This is a genomic window from Acidimicrobiales bacterium, assembly GCA_041394265.1.
In the GTDB taxonomy this organism is placed as follows: Bacteria; Actinomycetota; Acidimicrobiia; order Acidimicrobiales; family SZUA-35; genus JBBQUN01.
Genome location: JAWKIO010000005.1, coordinates 17,289 through 33,604 on the forward strand (window position 1 = coordinate 17,289; position 16,316 = coordinate 33,604).

Sequence of the window (16,316 nt, forward strand, 5' to 3'; positions counted from 1 at the left end):
GTCCCGACTAGTCTCAGCTCACCCCTCGCCCTTCAGTGCTTGTGTCGAATGCCCTCCTCCGCGACATCCCAGCCCCGCCTTGCGGCACTCGGTGCTGTTTCCGTGCAGTCGCCCTTGCCGGGTGGCGTTCCTTCGCGAATCACGCAATCGCAGACACGACTCCTGGCGGGCCTGATCGCCGCCGGCCCGCAGGGTGCGAGTCAGATCCGACTTGCCGAGTCGGTATGGCCCTCCGGCCTTCCCGCTGCCTGGCAGTCGGCACTACGACTGAACGTCTCGAGGTTGCGACGGGCAGCCTCTGGGCTCGAGGTGAAGAGTGAAGCCGGGCACTATCGACTCGAGCTGCCGACGCCCAACGTCGATCTGTGGTGGCTCGAGTCGTTCGTCGAATCGGGTGCATCACCGACACCGTCCGATCTCGAGCGTGCGCTTGCTGGACGCCCGCTCGACGACATCGGCGGTGGGCAACTCGTCGACGACGCACGTCGCCTCGCCGAGTTCCACCAGCGAAGCCTGCTCGGTCGGTTCGAGACCGACATTCCCGACGATCTTCCTGACGGATGCGCGTCAGCTCTCGTTCGATTTGCTGTAGCCGAATGGCACGACGACGCCGTGGTTCAGCGAATCGTGCACATACTCACGCACTGCAATCGCGAGCCTGAGGCCGAGCGCCTGCTCAGCCTGGTGCTCGATCGCTACCAGAGCGAAGAGATGCAGGCTTCGTCGGCATTGGTGCAGCTGCACTCGAACGCCAACAGCGAACGCCGACCCGACCCGCCCGCACCGATCGGCCAACGGGTCGTGCAGTCACGACTCCATCCTGCGCTCGACCTCACACGGGCAGGACCCTTGATCGGCCGTCAGTCCGAGCTCGCCCACCTCGTGTCGCCTCGGACACTCCTCCTCCTCCTCGGCGAGACAGGGTTGGGCCGAACGCGCCTGATCGCAGAGGCGACATACCAGCTCCGACACGCTGGGGCCGACTACATCTACATCACTGCGCTCGACGACGATGCACCACCCCTGGCCCCACTCCACGTTGCTCTGCCGACTCTTGCCCATCTCCATCTTCCTGCCGCCACCGACGTAGAGAACATGGCGAGGGAGATCCACTCGCACGTCCGTTTCCTCATCGACAACGCCGAGATGGCGACACACCCGCTCCACTACATCGTCGATGACGCCCATGCACTCGACGTCGCATCGTTCGAAGTGATTCGCCGGCTGATGCAGCACTCACTCACCGCTGGACCGCTGGTCGTGAAGGTTGCGGGCGACCCGAATACGGCCACCGCCAACTGGCTGGCGTTCCAGCGCCAGATCGACGAGTTGGACGTGCCCAAAATCATGCTCGGCGCCGTCACGCAGTCCGATGTATACGTCGTTGCGCAACGCCACTTTCCGTACGCAACCCACGATGCTCGCTCGCTGTTGGCCGACGAGATCCTCGAGCTGAGCGCCGGTGTGCCTGGGATGGTGGCTGCGCTCCTCGAAGCCACCGATCCCGGGTCGCTCGCGTTGCACCGCACGCCCCAGATCGGGCGAAGGGCCGAGTTCGCGCTTGCCGACCTGGGAGCACACGCTCGAGCGATCGCCGTCGTCGCCGCCGTTCTCGGACGTGAGTTCCGAGTGGGGACGGCCATCCATCTCTCCGAACTGCCCGTCGCCGATGCCGAGCAAGCACTCGACGACCTCTGGAACCGCGAGTTCATCGACGAGACCGACGAGGCCGACATCTATCGCTTCCGAGACGCCAGCTTCTGGCATGCATGCCTGGCGAGCGCTCCATTGTTCCGCATCCACTCGCTCCACGAGCAGGCGTTCGACCTCGAGACCGAGCTGCATCGCCGGGCCGAGCACTGCTTCCAGGCGTCGTCGCGCATGCCCGTCGAGTTGACTGCGAAGCTGCTTCAGGCCTCGGCTGAGGCCTACCTGGCCGAGTCCGAGTGGCGGAGGGCTGCTCGACAGTGCGAACGCATCGATGGTTTGCGCGGCAACGACACGAGCGTCGAGGTGCTCATCACATGGGCTGAAGCGCTCGATCTCTCGGGCCGCGACGGTGCGGAGGCCCGAAGCCGGGCCTTCGACCGTTGTGTCGCCAACGCCGACTGGGAGCGAGCCGCAGCCGCGGCGCTCAGTGGCCTCCCCGGTGCCGAACACACCGGCGGCGACCCAGTTCGCCGATCTCAGCTCGAACGGATCCGCCTCGATGCCCTGGCACCCGGTCTGCGCTTCCGGGTCGTTTGCCAGCTCAGCCGGCTCTCATCGCTCGAGGGCGATGCGAACGCCGCACATCACTGGTCAGCGGTCGCTCTCGAGCTGGCGGATGACGAAGCCGAGCGAGCCACCGCCCACATCACCGCGTGGACAACGCACCACCACCATCTGCCGGGCGCCCACCCGTTCCCACCTGACACGCTCAATACGGCGGGGGTCGCAGGGGCGCGCATTCGCCAGATGCAGGCAATCTCGGCTTTCGAGGCCAACGACCTCGGCGAGTCACGAGAACGCCATCACGAATTCGTCGAACGAGCCGAACAACTCGCCGATCCTTTGCGGATCTGGCACGCCAGGTGTTTCTCTGCGGTCCTGGCAATGGGTGATGGCGACCTCGCACGCTCGCTCGAGCTCGCCGAGAGTGCGTACGAGTTCGGCACCCAACACGGATTCCGAGAGGCGGCCAGTGCACGCGTTGCCCACCTGTTCGTCGATGCACTCGATCGGAACGCACTCGACTCGATCGCTCCGATGTTCGACCAGGCACGAAACAATCTCAGCCGGTCACTCATCGGGCAGGCCGCCCTCTCCGTCGTCGACGTCGCCCAGGGCACCGAGGAACGTGGACGCGCCATGGCAGTACGTGTTGCGAACAATGCCCTCGACTCGCCGGGAAGCATGGCCCTTCCAGCCATTGCCATCGTGGCATCGGTGGTCGCCGAGGCGGGCGACGAGAAACTTCGACGGCGATGTCGCCGATTCCTTGCGCCCTTCGAGTCGACGTCGATAGTGATGGGGTTCGGGATCGGTGCGCTTGGCCCCTGCTCGCGCTTCATCGCCGAACTTGCCGGCGATGCGGAAGAGCGCACCGACTCGCTCATGCGCTCGGTGTCTCTTGCTGACCAACTCGGTGCGAGGTACTGGCGGGTGCTGTGTCGTCTTCGCCTCGCTGACCACGTCGACGATTCGACCATCCGTGATGTCGCCCGAGCGTTGGCGGCTGGAACCGAACTCGAATTGCTGACCGGGTAGCGGGACCGGACACCATCCGTCCGCAGAATTCTCCTCAAGCTCGTCAGGCATTCGACCACCTAGCGTGGTGCTGATGATTCGGGCCCGATCCACGACGCTGTCGCCGCTCAAGCGTGGCATCGACATCGCCGTCAGTACCGTGGCGTTGATCGCGCTGTCACCGATGCTCGTTGTCGTCGCCATAATGGTGCGAATGCGTTTGGGGTCCCCGGTGCTGTTCCGCCAGGCTCGACCAGGCCTCCATGGCGAGCCATTCGAGCTGCTCAAGTTCCGGACGATGACCGCCGCCACTGGTCCTGATGGGGTGCTGCTGCCCGATGGCGATCGGACGCATCCCTTTGGCGAACGGCTGCGTCGCACCAGTTTGGACGAGCTGCCGGAGCTCATGAACGTGCTTCGAGGCGACATGAGCCTCGTCGGCCCACGTCCGCTTCTCATGCGATATCTCGACCGCTATTCACCTGAACAGATGCGCCGACACGATGTCCGTCCCGGCCTCACCGGCTTGGCCCAAGTGAGCGGCCGGAACGACCTCTCGTGGGACGAACGGTTCGAACTCGACGTTTATTACGTCGACCACCACTCGCTGCGCATGGACCTCTCGATCTTGGCCAGAACGGTGACCACGGTCACGAAGGGTCACGGCGTCGCCGCCGAGGGCATGGCCATCGGGGCCGAAGAGTTCATGGGATCAAGGTGAATGTAGGCATCACGGCTCACTGCGCGCCCTTGTCGCCACGCTGGGTGGCGAATAGCGTGGAACACCTGAGACAAGACCGATCTTGTCAGCGCGACTCAGAGAACGAGGAGTATTGATGACGGCCCCCGACAACGGCTGGGTCTTCCTCTCGCCACCGGACGTGACGGATGCCGACAGAGAAGGCCTGCTACAAGCATTCGACGGTGGCTGGATTGCGCCCGCTGGGCCCTCGATCGATGCCTTCGAGGCGTCGGTACGTGAGTACACCGGCGCCGAAGCCGCGGTCGGGCTTTCCTCGGGCACCGCTGCGCTGCAACTCGGCCTGATCCTCGCCGGTGTGAAGCACGGTGACGAGGTCGTCGTGCAGACCGCCACGTTTGCCGCAAGCGCCTTCGCTGTGCTGCACGTCGGCGCACACCCGGTGTTCTGCGACGTCGGGCCCGACACCTGGAACCTGGATCCCGACCGTCTCGACGGCTTCCTTGCCGAGCGTGCCGCTGTCGATCGTTTGCCAGCCGCCGTGATGCCGGTCGATCTCTACGGAAATCTTCCTGACTACGTGCGTATGCTCGAAGTGTGCGCCCGGTATGGCGTCGCCGTGGTCGAGGACTCGGCCGAGTCGCTTGGGTCGGTCGGGCCAGATGGCCGCAAGGCCGGCACCTTCGGGGATCTCGGCGTCTTCAGCTTCAACGGCAACAAGATCATCACCACCTCGGGTGGCGGCATGCTCATCGGTCCTGCCGAGCAGATCGCCCGGGCGCGGCATCTCGCATCGCAGGCACGGGAGAACGAGATCCACTACGAACATCTCGATGTGGGATTCAACTTCCGGATGTCGAACCTGTTGGCGGGGCTCGGGCTCGCCCAGTTCGGTCGGCTCGAGGAGAAGATCGCAAGGCGTGAAGCGATTTTCCGAAGGTACCAGGAGTCGTTCCCGGATCTAGATTGGATGCCCGACGGTGTCACCACTCGGCCGAACCGCTGGCTGAGCGTGGCGCTGTTGCCCGCAGGTTTCTCACCGACGACTGTATGCCGCCGACTGCAGGACCAGAAGATCGAGGCTCGGCCGGTCTGGAAACCAATGCACCAGCAGCCGGTGTTCAACGGCGTCGAGACCATCGGCGGCGGCGTGGCCGACTACTTGTTCCGGTACGGCATCTGTCTTCCTTCCGGATCCGGCATGACCGATGATCAACAGGATCGTGTGATCGATGCGTTGACCGCAATCGTTCGTGCGCCCGCCGAGACTCGAGTCGCCTGAAAGTTCATCTCCTCACTCCTTCGCCCCTGCTGCCGATGGATCGGTAATCCAGTCCTGAGGCGACGAGAAGGCCGCGATGGCGATCAAACCTGACAAGCCGTCCCCCGAGTGGGACGAGTATCCGATCGACGACTCACCGCTGCCGGTGCGCGTCGACCCGGAGCCGTCTCCCACCTCGGGGACCCCGTACTTGATCGCCGGTGCGCTGGTGGTGCTGCTGCTGATCGCCGGGATCATCGCGCTGACCAACGGAGGTGACGACGGCGATGTGACCCAGCGGGATCGTTCCTCTTCCAGCGAGAGCACCGAGACCGAGAGCTCGCAGCCGGCGGCGTTGCCCTTCGTCGACGAATCCGTCGAGTCGACGGGCGCCGAGGCGGCAGCTGCGCCCGTCGTTCGCTGGCCCGACGAGTTCGGTTCGGAGGTCGACGGCGAGGCGTACTACTCGGGCTGTGTGCCCGGGTCGTCCGACACACTTCCCAGCGGGGTGTGGTTCGGGTACGTCACGGCCATCGGCGACGGCACCATCGACTTCGATCTGGCGTGCTACTACGGCATCGAGATCATCGAGGAGACCGAGCGGCCGTTCGTCGAGAACTCGAACAAGGCGACTCGCACACTGGCGTTGGCATCCGATGTCGACATCTTCACCTTCTCGAATGACGAGGGCCCGATCGGCCCCGTGACCGCCGGCGACTACGCCATCACCGGCTGGGTCGACGGGCTGGCCGAGGCGGTCGTCACCGTCGAAGATGGTCAGGTCGTGGTGATCCAGCACCAACCAGCAGCAGGCTGATCCAGAACCGACCGTAGAGTCAACGACGATGTCGATCGGAACGAAGTTCGCAGGCGTGGCGGCCGTTGCGCTGACGTTGTGCGTCGGTTGGATGGTCTGGTCGATCGCGCGACCGTCGGAACATCTGCCCGGGCAGGCGAACGGCGTCGTCGTCTTCGCCGGTGGACACGGCGAACGGCTCGAACGAGCGCAGCAACTGATGGCCGATGGCATGGCCGACACGCTGGTGCTGAACACCGGAACCGACCAGTGGAACGCCGAAGCGTTCGCTGCCCAGGTGGCGGTGTGCGACGACACCTCGCTCCCCTACGACGTGGTCTGCGTGAGCGCCGACAACACCAAGGGCGAGGCCATCGCGTTCGCCCGAGTGGCCGAGGAGCGGGCGTGGACCTCGATGGTGGCCGTCACCGACGACTACCACCTGAGCCGAGCCAGCCGATGGCTCGGACGCTGCTTCGACGGTGAGGTGTACCGAGCAGCCGCCGACAACGACCAGGGCATCGGCGTGAAGTTCCGCGAGCTCGCGGCACTGGGCCAGATGTTCACGCTCGACCGAGCGTGCTCACTCGAGGGTTAGCTGACGCGGTCGAGTCTGTACGACCGCCCGCCACCACAGTGGCACGGTCACCACGTTGGCAATCGAGCCGCCGATCGCCAAGCCCCGAGCACCGTCGAGGATCGCTCCGACGATCACACCAAAGGCGAACGGACCGCTGGCGAGCAGGCGCGCGTGCATGGCAGCCCGGGATTCGTCTCGACTTCGGAGCACCCCGGACGCAGCCAGACTCGCTCCGCTCGTGGCACTGAGTACGACCATCGGGACGAGCACCGGTCGGGCTGCTGCTCCCGATTCGCCCAGCGCCCGCACCAGCTGTCCGCCCAGCACGGCAACCATGGCCGTTGCGACCACGCCAGCGATGGCCATCACGCCCACGACCATCCTGCCGAAGCGCTCGATGACTTCGGGATCGGTCGCCCGGAGCCGCGCTCCCTCTGCAGTGAGAGCCTGGAGCAGCGCCACGAAGAGCAAGGTGAGCGGTGCCGCGATCATCTGTGCGCCGCGCAGACCGGCTGCCTGCTCGATGTCGATCCCAGCGAGCACGAACAATGCGAATGAGGTGACGCCTGCGCTGGCGAGGTAGTCGACGAAGAGCGGCAGGCCGATCGAGCGATGGGCCGCCAACCACGTGTTCGGAACGCGCGGTCGCAGCCGTGAGAGACCTCGGGCGCTCGATGCTGCCGCCAGCAGCCCACCCAGGGAGAGTGCGATCAGCACGTAGGTCGCCGAGGAATCGGGTCCGCCGGTGACGAGCGGGAACGACCCGACGGTGCCGACGATGAGCAACACGCTCAAACCGGCTGCCCGATCGGGCCTCACGTCGAGCACGGCGAACGCACGCAGCGTTTCCACCGTACAGAGTGCGATCGCGGCGACGGTGAAGGCGACTGCCGTCGCACCATCGAGCCTCGTCCACCACATCGACGTCACGACGGCAGCGAGACCTGCCGCAGTGGCCAGGGCGACCGAGAGGCCGAAGACGACCGAGCGTTGATCGGCGCCGTGGTGCGCTCGCCGAATGATCATCGGGTCCAGGACGAGTGCCCGCAGCGAGTCTCGAAGCACGAGATAGGCCGCGAACAGCGTCGAGAACACGCCGAAGCCGACGACGTCGAGTTGCTGTGCGGCGAGAAGGCCGGCCACCAGACTGAAGATGCTGTTGGCGGCCTGATCAGCGACCATCCACCCGGTACGCCCGACGACGGCACGCGGCGGGGCATTCTGCATCGCTCTCATCCTGCGGTTCGCGCTGGACTCGGCGACGGCGTCGCCAACGGGGCCGCTGGGCGTGGTGCGAACGTGAGCGAGGCGACCGCTGCCGACAACACGACGAGGGCAGCACCCGGCTTGCGCAGCGTGTTCTCGGTGATCGACAAGAGGACGAAGATCCCGAGGGTGACGATCCGAGGATCGACGCCGCGTTGGAAGCGGTCGCGCGCTCCAGAGATGGACCCGACCAGTGCGGCGACGATCGCAACGGCGAGCAACCCCTGGGTGAGAAACAGGTTCAAGAGGAGGTTGTGGGCATCCGGTGCCTCGAACGGCACCCATCGCGCCGCAACGGCAGCTTCGAGCACCGGCTTCGAGGCGAAGGCCCCGTGGCCGACGATGGGACGCTCCCACGCCAGCGTCCACACGACACGCCACAGGGTCGTCCTTCCCGTCCCGGTGGCGAGCTCGCCGACTCCGCCTCCGTCGCGGGTGACGGCATCGACCAGCGATCGGCTCGACACGGTGATCAGGATCACCGTTGCCATGCCGAGACTGATCAGGGCGGCGACCGCTCGCTTGTGCCCATGGCGAACATGCACGAACGCCAGGGCGATCACTGCCGCAGCGATCGCCGTGCGGCTCTGTGCGAAGACCAGACCACCGATGCCGATCACCTCCAGCAGGATGGGCACCCTCCCCCGCCCCCGGTACAACAATGCCGCACCGCCGACGGAACAGAGTGCGCTGACGCGACCGAGGGCGTTCGGGTCACCAGCGATACCGCCGAAGCGGCGGAGGCCGCCGATGCCGACATCGGGCTGCCCGGCCCAGTCGATGCTCGGCCCCGTGATACCTGCAGAGGTGGAGAGGACCGAAGCGAGGACGATCAGTGCGAGCCCGAGAACGGCGGCCTCCAACACATCGTCGAACCCTCGATGCAGCACGGCCACGGCCACCACGACGACGACCGCGATCGTCGCCAGTGACTTCGAAGCCGAGACGACAGGGTCGACCGAGGTCGGAGCCAGCACCAGTCCCAGCACCGGCAGAGCGAGCAAGTACACCAGCGGTGTCCAGAAGACGAACGAACGATCACGACGGGCGGACCACCAGCCGAGCACGGCGGCGACGAGCACGATGGCCGCCACGACCAGATCACGACCCCGATCCGCTGCTGCACCGGCGAGCGGTTCGACGTCGACCTCGAGGGCAATCACGAGGACGACGAGCGCCATCAGCGGATCGCTTCGTCTCGCCGTGGCTCCGACGAGTCCAAGCGCCGCCACGGTGGCGATGACGCCGATCGATGCGGCCGCGAGCAGGCTCATCGCAGGGTGGGACCGACCGCGGATCGAGTCACGACCGCCCGCCGGGGTCGATCGGGTGCAGGCTCAGCGAGCAGTACGAGGAGAACGGGCGCACCGAGGGCTTCGAGACGGTCGACCATCCGGCGCGCCGACGCCGACCGCGCGTGATCATCGATGACGACGATCGCCTGCGCCGAGTGAGCGACGACTCGTTCTGCGACGAGAGGATCGGCGGCAGGCACCACGATCAGCGCGAGCTCATCAGGACCGAGCCCGATCGTGTGCGAGCGCTCGAGGAGACCAGCGCCCGCCAATACCCGTGAGCCGAGACCGGCGAGGGCCAGTTCCTGTTGGAGTGACGACACGGCGGGGGCTGCACCTTGTCGAGTTGCGTCGACCACCGTCAATGTTGCCAGCCCTTCCTGGGCGACCTGGTGGGCCACCGCTGCCAGCTCCGGAACTCCACCGGATGCGATCGCCTCCGAATTCAGCACGGCGGTGCGCCGATCGGGGAACACGCGCGCGAGTGCACCGATGTCGCGGACACGTCCCCGGCGGCGGTCGAAGGCCATCGCTGCAGCTGCGCTCACGATGGCGACCGCGAACCCGATCGCCGCCGCTCGGCTCTCGCTCGAGAGCGCAGGCGTCTCGTCCTCCACGAACGGGGACCCGACCGGCACCGCCCGGGGAAGATCGGCCCGATCGAGCGCGATTGCGTCGAGGTCACGCTCGAGGTCACCGACGACGGCGTTCAGTCGACGGCGCTCGTCCTCCTCGACCCATTGATCGGCGGCCAATGCATCCGCTCGCAACTGATCACCGACGCTGAGGGCTGCCTCACGTTCGCTCCGCATGTCGGCAATCCGCCCCGCCGAGGCGTCGAGCGCAGACCTGGCGTCGTCGAGCTGTGTCGTCACCAGTGCTTCTCGAGTATCGAGCGGCTGACTCCACGCGGGTTGCACGTGGCCGAGACCGTCGATCACCTCGGCGAGCGCTGCCTCGGCCTCGGTGTGATCGGCAGCAGTCACGACGAGAAGGAACGACGTCGATTCGCTGCTCGGACGTTCGAGCCGCACGCTCGGCGATGTCGGAAGCGACGACTCGACCCACGCCTCGTTTCGGTCGTGCGCCGTTGCCAGATCCAACCAACTGGCGCCTTCCACCGTCATCGGTTGACGGAGTCGAACGCTGCCCGTCGGCTCGGGAAGCAACTCGAGCGAGGCAAGAACTGCAGCGATCGTCAGGATCGCGACGAACCAGGCAGAGCGGGACAGGCGAGCGATGTCGCTCCACACGGTGTTCCCCCGCTTCCGGCTCGCATTTGCCTGCCCGACGGCCACGCTACGTTCCCTGCTCATCGATTGCGGCAGCCATGGCCCCGTGCCAGCGAGCCTGCACTGTGGCCAGATCGTAGTTGACCCGGACATGATCACGAACCGCAGCGACCGAGTTCGCAGCCCGCCTCGGGTCGAACCTGATCGCAGCCATCGCTTCGGCAAAGCACTGACCTTCATCGACGGGGCTCCACTCGGCCTCCTCGGACGCGAGCAGGCCGGCGAAGGCGTTCGTGGTCCCGACGATCGGTATCCCGGCGGCGGCGTAGTCCAGCACCTTGGTGTTGACGCCACCTCCCACGATCTGCGGTGCGATCGCCACGGCCGACGCAGCGAGAACATCCGCGAGGTCCGGCACGAATCCCAGTGGCTCCAGACCGATCGAGCGAAGCCAGCGCTCGACTGTTGCCGACGTCCTCCCGACGACGGCGATCCTCGGTGCCCGCCCGAGCAACCGTCGCAGCTCGGGGAGTACCTCCTGTGCGAACCAATGGAGTGACGCGAGATTGGAGAGGTGCGTGACCCTTCCGACGAAGGCGGCATCGAAGCGGGGATCACATCGATACAACCAGGTTGCCGAAGGCAGCGAGGGCAAGGCCATCGGAAGCGTGTCGACGATGCGCCCGATGCGTTGCGACAACGCCGCAGCCTCGACCGGATTGACCAGCGAGAGACGCGCACCCGAGGCACACACGTCCAACTCGAACCTTTCGGCCGCTCGTGCTTCGTGGCGAAGCACATGGGGCAGCAACGGTCGCAGACGCCGCGCCAGCCCGTTGACGGGGCTGGAGGGGTTGGTGCCGAAGATGTCGAACGGCAGCTCGGCGAACGGCAACGATGCCCAGGCTCGATATCGAACCGAGAGCAGATCGTCGAGGTCGACCAGGGCCGGCGCGCCGATGTGCGACAGCGTGGCGGCCACACGCAACCCATCCAAGACGAAGAGATCGGGGGTCACGCCGACGCCGCAGAGCGCCGCTTCCAGGCCTGCCAGCTGCGTTCGGTCGATGCCGGCGGCCTCGTTCAATGATCGGTGCCCGACGATCCCCGACGCAACGAGTTGCCCGACGCGTGCGCGCCTGCTGTCGGGAAGCTGGACGTAGTCGACATGGGGAACAGCGGCAGCGCCATCCACGGTGCTCGGCCGGAGGAAGCACACCGTCACCCGGTCGAACGACGCATCGAGGACCCCGAGTGCGGTGCGCAGGACCGCCATACGCCCATGATCCACGACGGCTCGAGGGTCACGAGAACTCACCATGACGGCATGCGCGCCCAAGCGTTCCATCTAGTCGAGCGCCAGTCGTGAGGTTCGGCCGAGCTCGGCCAGCAACGCGAAGACGATGAGGTCGGTCCAATCGATTCGGGAGGCGAAGACCGACTCGGTGACCGAGAACACGGCAACGAGCGCTCCCAGGGCCAGCGTCGATGGCGGGAGGTGTCGTGAGGACGACTGGCGCCGGAGCCACAGGGCGATCGACCCCAACGATGCCAACCCGAGGACACCGGAGGTCAGCATGATCTGCAAGACGGCGTTGTGCGCGTGGGCGACGGCATTGTCGATCATCCCCAGGCGACGGGCTTCGGTGAGGACGTCCTCGCTGTTGCCGAAGCCGTAGCCGACCAGCGGTTGTCGGGCCCAAGCCTCCGCCGACGCTGCCCAGATCTGTGTTCGTCCGGTCAGCGTCACGAGTTCGCCGGGGTTGTCGTCACGCTCGAACAGGTCGCGCGCGGTCGGTGACGCAGCGAGTGCGGCCACCACCACGAACAGGGCGAACAGGACGACCGCAGCGGCACTCGAGGTCCGACGGGCGAATCGACGGCTGTCTCGTCGAGCGCCGATCAACACGACGATCGCGACCACACCACCGATCGCGGCCGTGCGGGACTGCGTGGCCACCAACAGACCGGCAGCGGCCACACCCAAACCAGTGATCCACACCGTCGATCGGTGAGCGACGCCAGCGCACAGGACCACCAGCGCGGCGGCGGCGCGTCCGGCAGCATTCGGATCGGCGAAGCCTCCGCGCAACCGTCCGTAGCCGAAGGCGCCATCATCGGCGGCGAAGAACTGCGTCAGCTCCGTGCGCGGTCCGAACGCCTCGATCAGGACACCGAGTGTCAGCGACACGACGAGTGCTGCGATCAGCGGAGACGTCGCTCGCTCCAGCCCAACTCGACCGATCACGGCAACGACGACCGTGCCGACCACCAGGAAGCCGAGGGCGCTCTGCTGTGCGGCGGCTGCATCGATCGCCCTCGGTGCGATGAGGAGGCCGACAGCGGGGAGCGCCAGGTAGGCGGCGCTCGGCATTCGCCGGACCGGCGCCAGGACATCGGCCGTCGACAAGGCCAGTGCGCCGAGCGCCATGCCGCTTCCTGTGACCAGGATCAACAGCTGCGCAACGTCGACGCTCGGGCGTAGCACGGTGTCGAGCGAGTCGCTGGAGAAGGGGGCAGCGACACACACGAGGAAGAGGCCGGCTCCAGGCCGACCGAGCCCGGTCCTCACCGGCAGGTCGTCGCCCTTCACCACCAGTACCAACGCAACGCCGAGCAGGAGACCGGCGACGGCAGCTCCCATCAGCCGACTGCCACGCCAGGGTTGTGTTGCGTCGCCGACGGGTCGCAGCTCGATCACCTCGACTGGCTCGCTCATCGACGTCGCTCGGCGTTGCTCGTTGATCCATTCACGCAACAGATCGAGTGCGGTCTGCGTCGTGCGGACCACGAGGTCGGCATCGTCGCCTCGACCCTCCAGGTCGAAGAAGCCGAGTGGCCGGTAGGCCTCATCGCCGAGCAGCTCGACGGCATCGGAGCCGGGCTGGCGTTGTCGGAGTTCGGCGACGAAGTCGTCGGCTTGCAGCCGCGACACCAGCGCGTTCCGCACCGGTTCCAGTTCGAAGTAGGAGACCTCGGAAACGAAGCCGATGCGGCCCGTGGCGCGGAACGCTGGACTGGGATCAGCCGTCGCCACGAACCCAACGGCAACGGCGAGCAAGGACACCGGGACGAACCAGTAGCGGAGGATCAGTCGGACGTAGTCGGCACTTCGAGCGGTCGCGAGCTCGAACATCAGCACACCTGCTCGACCAGGGTGGCAATCCGTTCGGCAAAGTTGTCATTCGAGTGACCGGCCTCGATCAGCTGGCGTCCGAGGGCTCCCATCCGGTCAGCCCCCGCCCCGTCCTGCATCACCTGTCTGAGCGCACTGGCCATCGCCACCGCATCCGATGGCGGAACCGACAAGGTCGCGGCGTTGTCGAGGTGTTCCAGCAGTCCCGGCGTCGACGTTGCCACCACCGGTCGTCCCATGGCGTGCGCCTCGCAGAGACCGTTCAACCCGGCACCGAACGTCAACCCGGCCTGCAGCGGTACCGCAATGACGGCGGCCCGAGCCATGAGCGAGCGCAACTCCCCTGCGGGCAAGAAGGGTCGGAACTCCACGTTCGAGGGCGCCGGTAGCGCCTCGCCTGGTGCCCTGCGCTTTGCCCACGGGCTGTTGGCGACGATGACGGCCCTGGCCTCGGGGAGGCGTCGCATGGACTCGACCAGCGTCGTGTAGTCACGGTGCTCCCGGCCGACCGCCACCACCAGCGACGGATCGACGACCGCGTCGGCTTGGGGCGAGAAGAAGCGTTGGTCGGTCGGATGTGGAACGACGTGTACTCGCTCGCCTGGCAGACCGACCTCGCTCACGAGGAACTGGCCCATCACGTGGGAGAAGACGACGATTCGGTCGAACCACTCGAGCCAGTGGGTCGTCGACTGCAGCCGTCGCTTGAACGGGGTGATCACGTTGTGAGCAACGACGACGTGGGGCGTGCGGTGACGGTCGAGTACGGCGAGCGGAACGCCGACCTGCTCCGACATCGATACGAACGCTTGCGCCCCAGGAGTGCGGACTGCACGGTACGCAGCGCGGAACTTGAACCCGGCCCGCTGTTCGACGAGTTGCAGGACCTTGTTGTCGGCCAGCGGTGCGGGGTAGTCTGCCCCGAGACGACGTGCCACCGACATACCGAAGTGTTCCGGCGCCTCCGCTCCTCCCCAGTAGTCGGCGCTCGTCGGGTGCTCCGCAACGACGACGCCCATCAGACTGCCACTCCCGATCGTGCGCACAACGCCGATCGCCACGCGTCGGTGCAGATGTGCTCGAGGTCTCGGGCACAGTCGATCCCGAGCGTGCTGCGAGCCGAAGTGGTGTCCGCAACGAGGGTGGCGACGTCGCCGGGGCGACGTTGGACGACCCTCGTGGGGATCGGATGGCCGGTGATGCGTCGGCACATCTCGACCAGTTCGAGGACGGAGACGCCCACGCCACGCCCGATGTTGAAGGCCTCGAACCCGCAGGCGGCGCGCTGCGTGAGCGCTCGCACATGTGCGTCGGCGACGTCGAGCACGTGCACGTAGTCTCGTTCTGCCGTGCCATCATTCGTTGCCCAATCGTCGCCGAGGATCTCGACCTCGCTCTGCATCCCGAGGGCGACCTGGAGCACCCTCGGGAGGAGATTGGCGGCCGCACCAACAGGATCGTCGCCGAGCAGGCCCGACGGGTGCCCACCTGCAGGGTTGAAGTAGCGCAGCGCCGTGATCGACCATCGAGGATCGCTGTGGGTGACGTCTCGCAGCATCTGTTCCCCGACGGATTTCGTCAGCGCATAAGGGTTGGTGGGTCGGTGGGCTGCAGATTCGGGAATCGGACATCGATCGGCGTGTCCGTAGACCGAGCCTGACGAACTGAAGACGAGGCGAAAGGCACCGACCGCTCCCGCCGCCTCCACCACGCTCGCCAAACCGTCGATGTTGTTGCGGAAGTAGTGCGACGGACGCTCGACCGACTCCCGGACGTGCTTCGATCCGGCCAGATGGATCACGGCTTCTGCCCCGAATGCTCGGAGCACATCGGTGAGCCGCGTCGTGTCACGAACGTCGAACACCTCGATCGGCGGGCAGATCCCTGCGATCCGCCCGATCCGATCGCCGACCTTGCACGCGTCGCTGTTCGATCCATCGTCGACGATGACAACGTCGTGCCCGGCTGAGATCAGCGTGACGGCTTGGTGACTCCCGATGAATCCCGTGCCCCCGGTCAGAGCAATCCGCACGGTCTCAGTAGCTCCCGGTGCCGGCCAGCACCTGCTCGATCGTGCGACCGCAGATGGCGAGATCGAGCCGCAGTGATGCCTTCTCGACGTAGGTCAGATCGAGTTGGATCCGTTCTGCATAGTCGACCTCGTTGCGGCCGCTCACCTGCCACAGCCCGGTGAGTCCGGGTCGAACGCTGAGCACGGCCTCCAGGTCGGGCCCATATCGCGCCGCCTCCTCGATGAGCTTCGGTCGCGGGCCAACGATGCTCATCTCACCTCGCAACACGTTCACCAGCTGCGGCATCTCGTCGAGGCTGTACCGGCGAAGCACCCTGCCGACCCTCGTGACGCGGGGGTCCCGCTGCAACTTGAACGACTCCTGATACTCCGCTGCCGTCTCCGGATCACTCGCCATCGCTGCGGCAAGCGCAGCGTCGGCGTCGGCGCACATCGATCGAAACTTGATCGCACCGAAGGTCGAGCCACGATGGCCCCACCGTTCACTCCGATACAGAACCGGGCCACGGGAGGTGGTGAGTACGAGGAACGCAACCAGGGTCATCAGCGGAAGCAGCGCGACCAAGGCCAGGCTTGCGACAACGACGTCGAACAGTCGCTTGTAGCGCACCGGTCTGCGACGGACATGCGAGATCGGCAGCCGAGCGACGCGCACGATGGCGTGATCGCCGCACAGATCGATCTCGGCACCCACCTGTCGCACCGCAACCAGGTCGCGATCCGCCAACGGCACCGACTCGGCAACCGCTGCAGTCTTGCGTTGTCCCCTCACCCCGCTACCGATCTGCCG

The 16,316-nt window shown here is 66.3% G+C and carries 13 protein-coding genes; 5 read left to right on the plus strand and 8 right to left on the minus strand.

All coding sequences use genetic code 11. The annotated features are described in order from the left end of the window. The first annotated feature begins 309 nt into the window (after window positions 1-309). From R2733_00215 to R2733_00235, 5 genes are all read left to right on the plus strand, one after another. The gene (locus R2733_00215) at window positions 310-3,249 is read left to right on the plus strand and encodes a hypothetical protein (protein ID MEZ5374900.1); all 2,940 of its coding nucleotides are present in this window, start codon (window positions 310-312) and stop codon (window positions 3,247-3,249) included. A gap of 73 nt (window positions 3,250-3,322) precedes the next feature. Further along, entirely contained in the window at window positions 3,323-3,949 is a 627-nt protein-coding gene (locus tag R2733_00220; protein ID MEZ5374901.1) for a sugar transferase, read from the plus strand. A gap of 115 nt (window positions 3,950-4,064) precedes the next feature. Beyond that, a complete protein-coding gene (locus tag R2733_00225; GenBank protein MEZ5374902.1) occupies window positions 4,065-5,210 on the plus strand; it encodes an aminotransferase class I/II-fold pyridoxal phosphate-dependent enzyme in 1,146 nt (381 codons plus the stop codon). 76 nt (window positions 5,211-5,286) lie between these two features. Then, a complete protein-coding gene (locus R2733_00230) occupies window positions 5,287-6,006 on the plus strand; it encodes a hypothetical protein (GenBank protein ID MEZ5374903.1) in 720 nt (239 codons plus the stop codon). A 28-nt stretch (window positions 6,007-6,034) separates the two neighbouring features. Next, entirely contained in the window at window positions 6,035-6,583 is a 549-nt protein-coding gene (locus R2733_00235) for an ElyC/SanA/YdcF family protein (protein ID MEZ5374904.1), read from the plus strand. Here the strand turns inward: R2733_00235 and R2733_00240 are convergent. From R2733_00240 to R2733_00275, 8 genes are all read right to left on the minus strand, one after another. Beyond that, on the minus strand, window positions 6,569-7,792 hold the full coding sequence (locus R2733_00240; protein ID MEZ5374905.1) for a hypothetical protein: 1,224 nt from the start codon (window positions 7,790-7,792) through the stop codon (window positions 6,569-6,571). The two genes, R2733_00235 and R2733_00240, sit on opposite strands and share 15 nt — an antisense overlap. Before the next feature lie 5 nt (window positions 7,793-7,797). Then, complete coding sequence (locus R2733_00245) at window positions 7,798-9,105, minus strand: O-antigen ligase family protein (protein ID MEZ5374906.1); 1,308 nt, start codon at window positions 9,103-9,105, stop codon at window positions 7,798-7,800. Beyond that, entirely contained in the window at window positions 9,102-10,424 is a 1,323-nt protein-coding gene (locus R2733_00250) for a hypothetical protein (GenBank protein ID MEZ5374907.1), read from the minus strand. The genes R2733_00245 and R2733_00250 overlap by 4 nt, the downstream gene beginning before the upstream one ends. A gap of 1 nt (window position 10,425) precedes the next feature. Next, window positions 10,426-11,634 carry a glycosyltransferase family 4 protein gene (locus R2733_00255; GenBank protein ID MEZ5374908.1) on the minus strand — a complete coding sequence of 403 codons (1,209 nt, stop codon included), beginning with the start codon at window positions 11,632-11,634 and terminating at the stop codon, window positions 10,426-10,428. A gap of 72 nt (window positions 11,635-11,706) precedes the next feature. After that, window positions 11,707-13,494 (minus strand): O-antigen ligase family protein, encoded by a 1,788-nt coding sequence (locus tag R2733_00260; protein ID MEZ5374909.1) that lies wholly within the window; start codon window positions 13,492-13,494, stop codon window positions 11,707-11,709. Beyond that, a complete protein-coding gene (locus R2733_00265; protein ID MEZ5374910.1) occupies window positions 13,494-14,513 on the minus strand; it encodes a glycosyltransferase family 4 protein in 1,020 nt (339 codons plus the stop codon). The genes R2733_00260 and R2733_00265 overlap by 1 nt, the downstream gene beginning before the upstream one ends. Continuing rightward, window positions 14,513-15,526, minus strand: a complete 1,014-nt coding sequence (gene galE / locus R2733_00270; GenBank protein MEZ5374911.1) for a UDP-glucose 4-epimerase GalE — start codon at window positions 15,524-15,526, stop codon at window positions 14,513-14,515. Before galE ends, R2733_00265 begins: the two co-directional genes overlap by 1 nt. Window positions 15,527-15,530: 4 nt before the next feature. Then, window positions 15,531-16,298, minus strand: a complete 768-nt coding sequence (locus tag R2733_00275) for a sugar transferase (protein ID MEZ5374912.1) — start codon at window positions 16,296-16,298, stop codon at window positions 15,531-15,533. Between the last annotated feature and the right edge of the window lie 18 nt (window positions 16,299-16,316).

Coding starts and splice junctions, on each gene's coding strand:
- R2733_00255 (MEZ5374908.1), bottom strand. CDS start 11,634: ATGGCGGTCCTGCGCACCGCACTCGGGGTCCTCGATGCGTCGTTCGAC.
- R2733_00240 (MEZ5374905.1), bottom strand. CDS start 7,792: ATGCAGAATGCCCCGCCGCGTGCCGTCGTCGGGCGTACCGGGTGGATG.
- R2733_00265 (MEZ5374910.1), bottom strand. CDS start 14,513: ATGGGCGTCGTCGTTGCGGAGCACCCGACGAGCGCCGACTACTGGGGA.
- R2733_00245 (MEZ5374906.1), bottom strand. CDS start 9,105: ATGAGCCTGCTCGCGGCCGCATCGATCGGCGTCATCGCCACCGTGGCG.
- R2733_00225 (MEZ5374902.1), top strand. CDS start 4,065: ATGACGGCCCCCGACAACGGCTGGGTCTTCCTCTCGCCACCGGACGTG.
- R2733_00235 (MEZ5374904.1), top strand. CDS start 6,035: ATGTCGATCGGAACGAAGTTCGCAGGCGTGGCGGCCGTTGCGCTGACG.
- R2733_00220 (MEZ5374901.1), top strand. CDS start 3,323: ATGATTCGGGCCCGATCCACGACGCTGTCGCCGCTCAAGCGTGGCATC.
- R2733_00260 (MEZ5374909.1), bottom strand. CDS start 13,494: ATGTTCGAGCTCGCGACCGCTCGAAGTGCCGACTACGTCCGACTGATC.
- R2733_00230 (MEZ5374903.1), top strand. CDS start 5,287: ATGGCGATCAAACCTGACAAGCCGTCCCCCGAGTGGGACGAGTATCCG.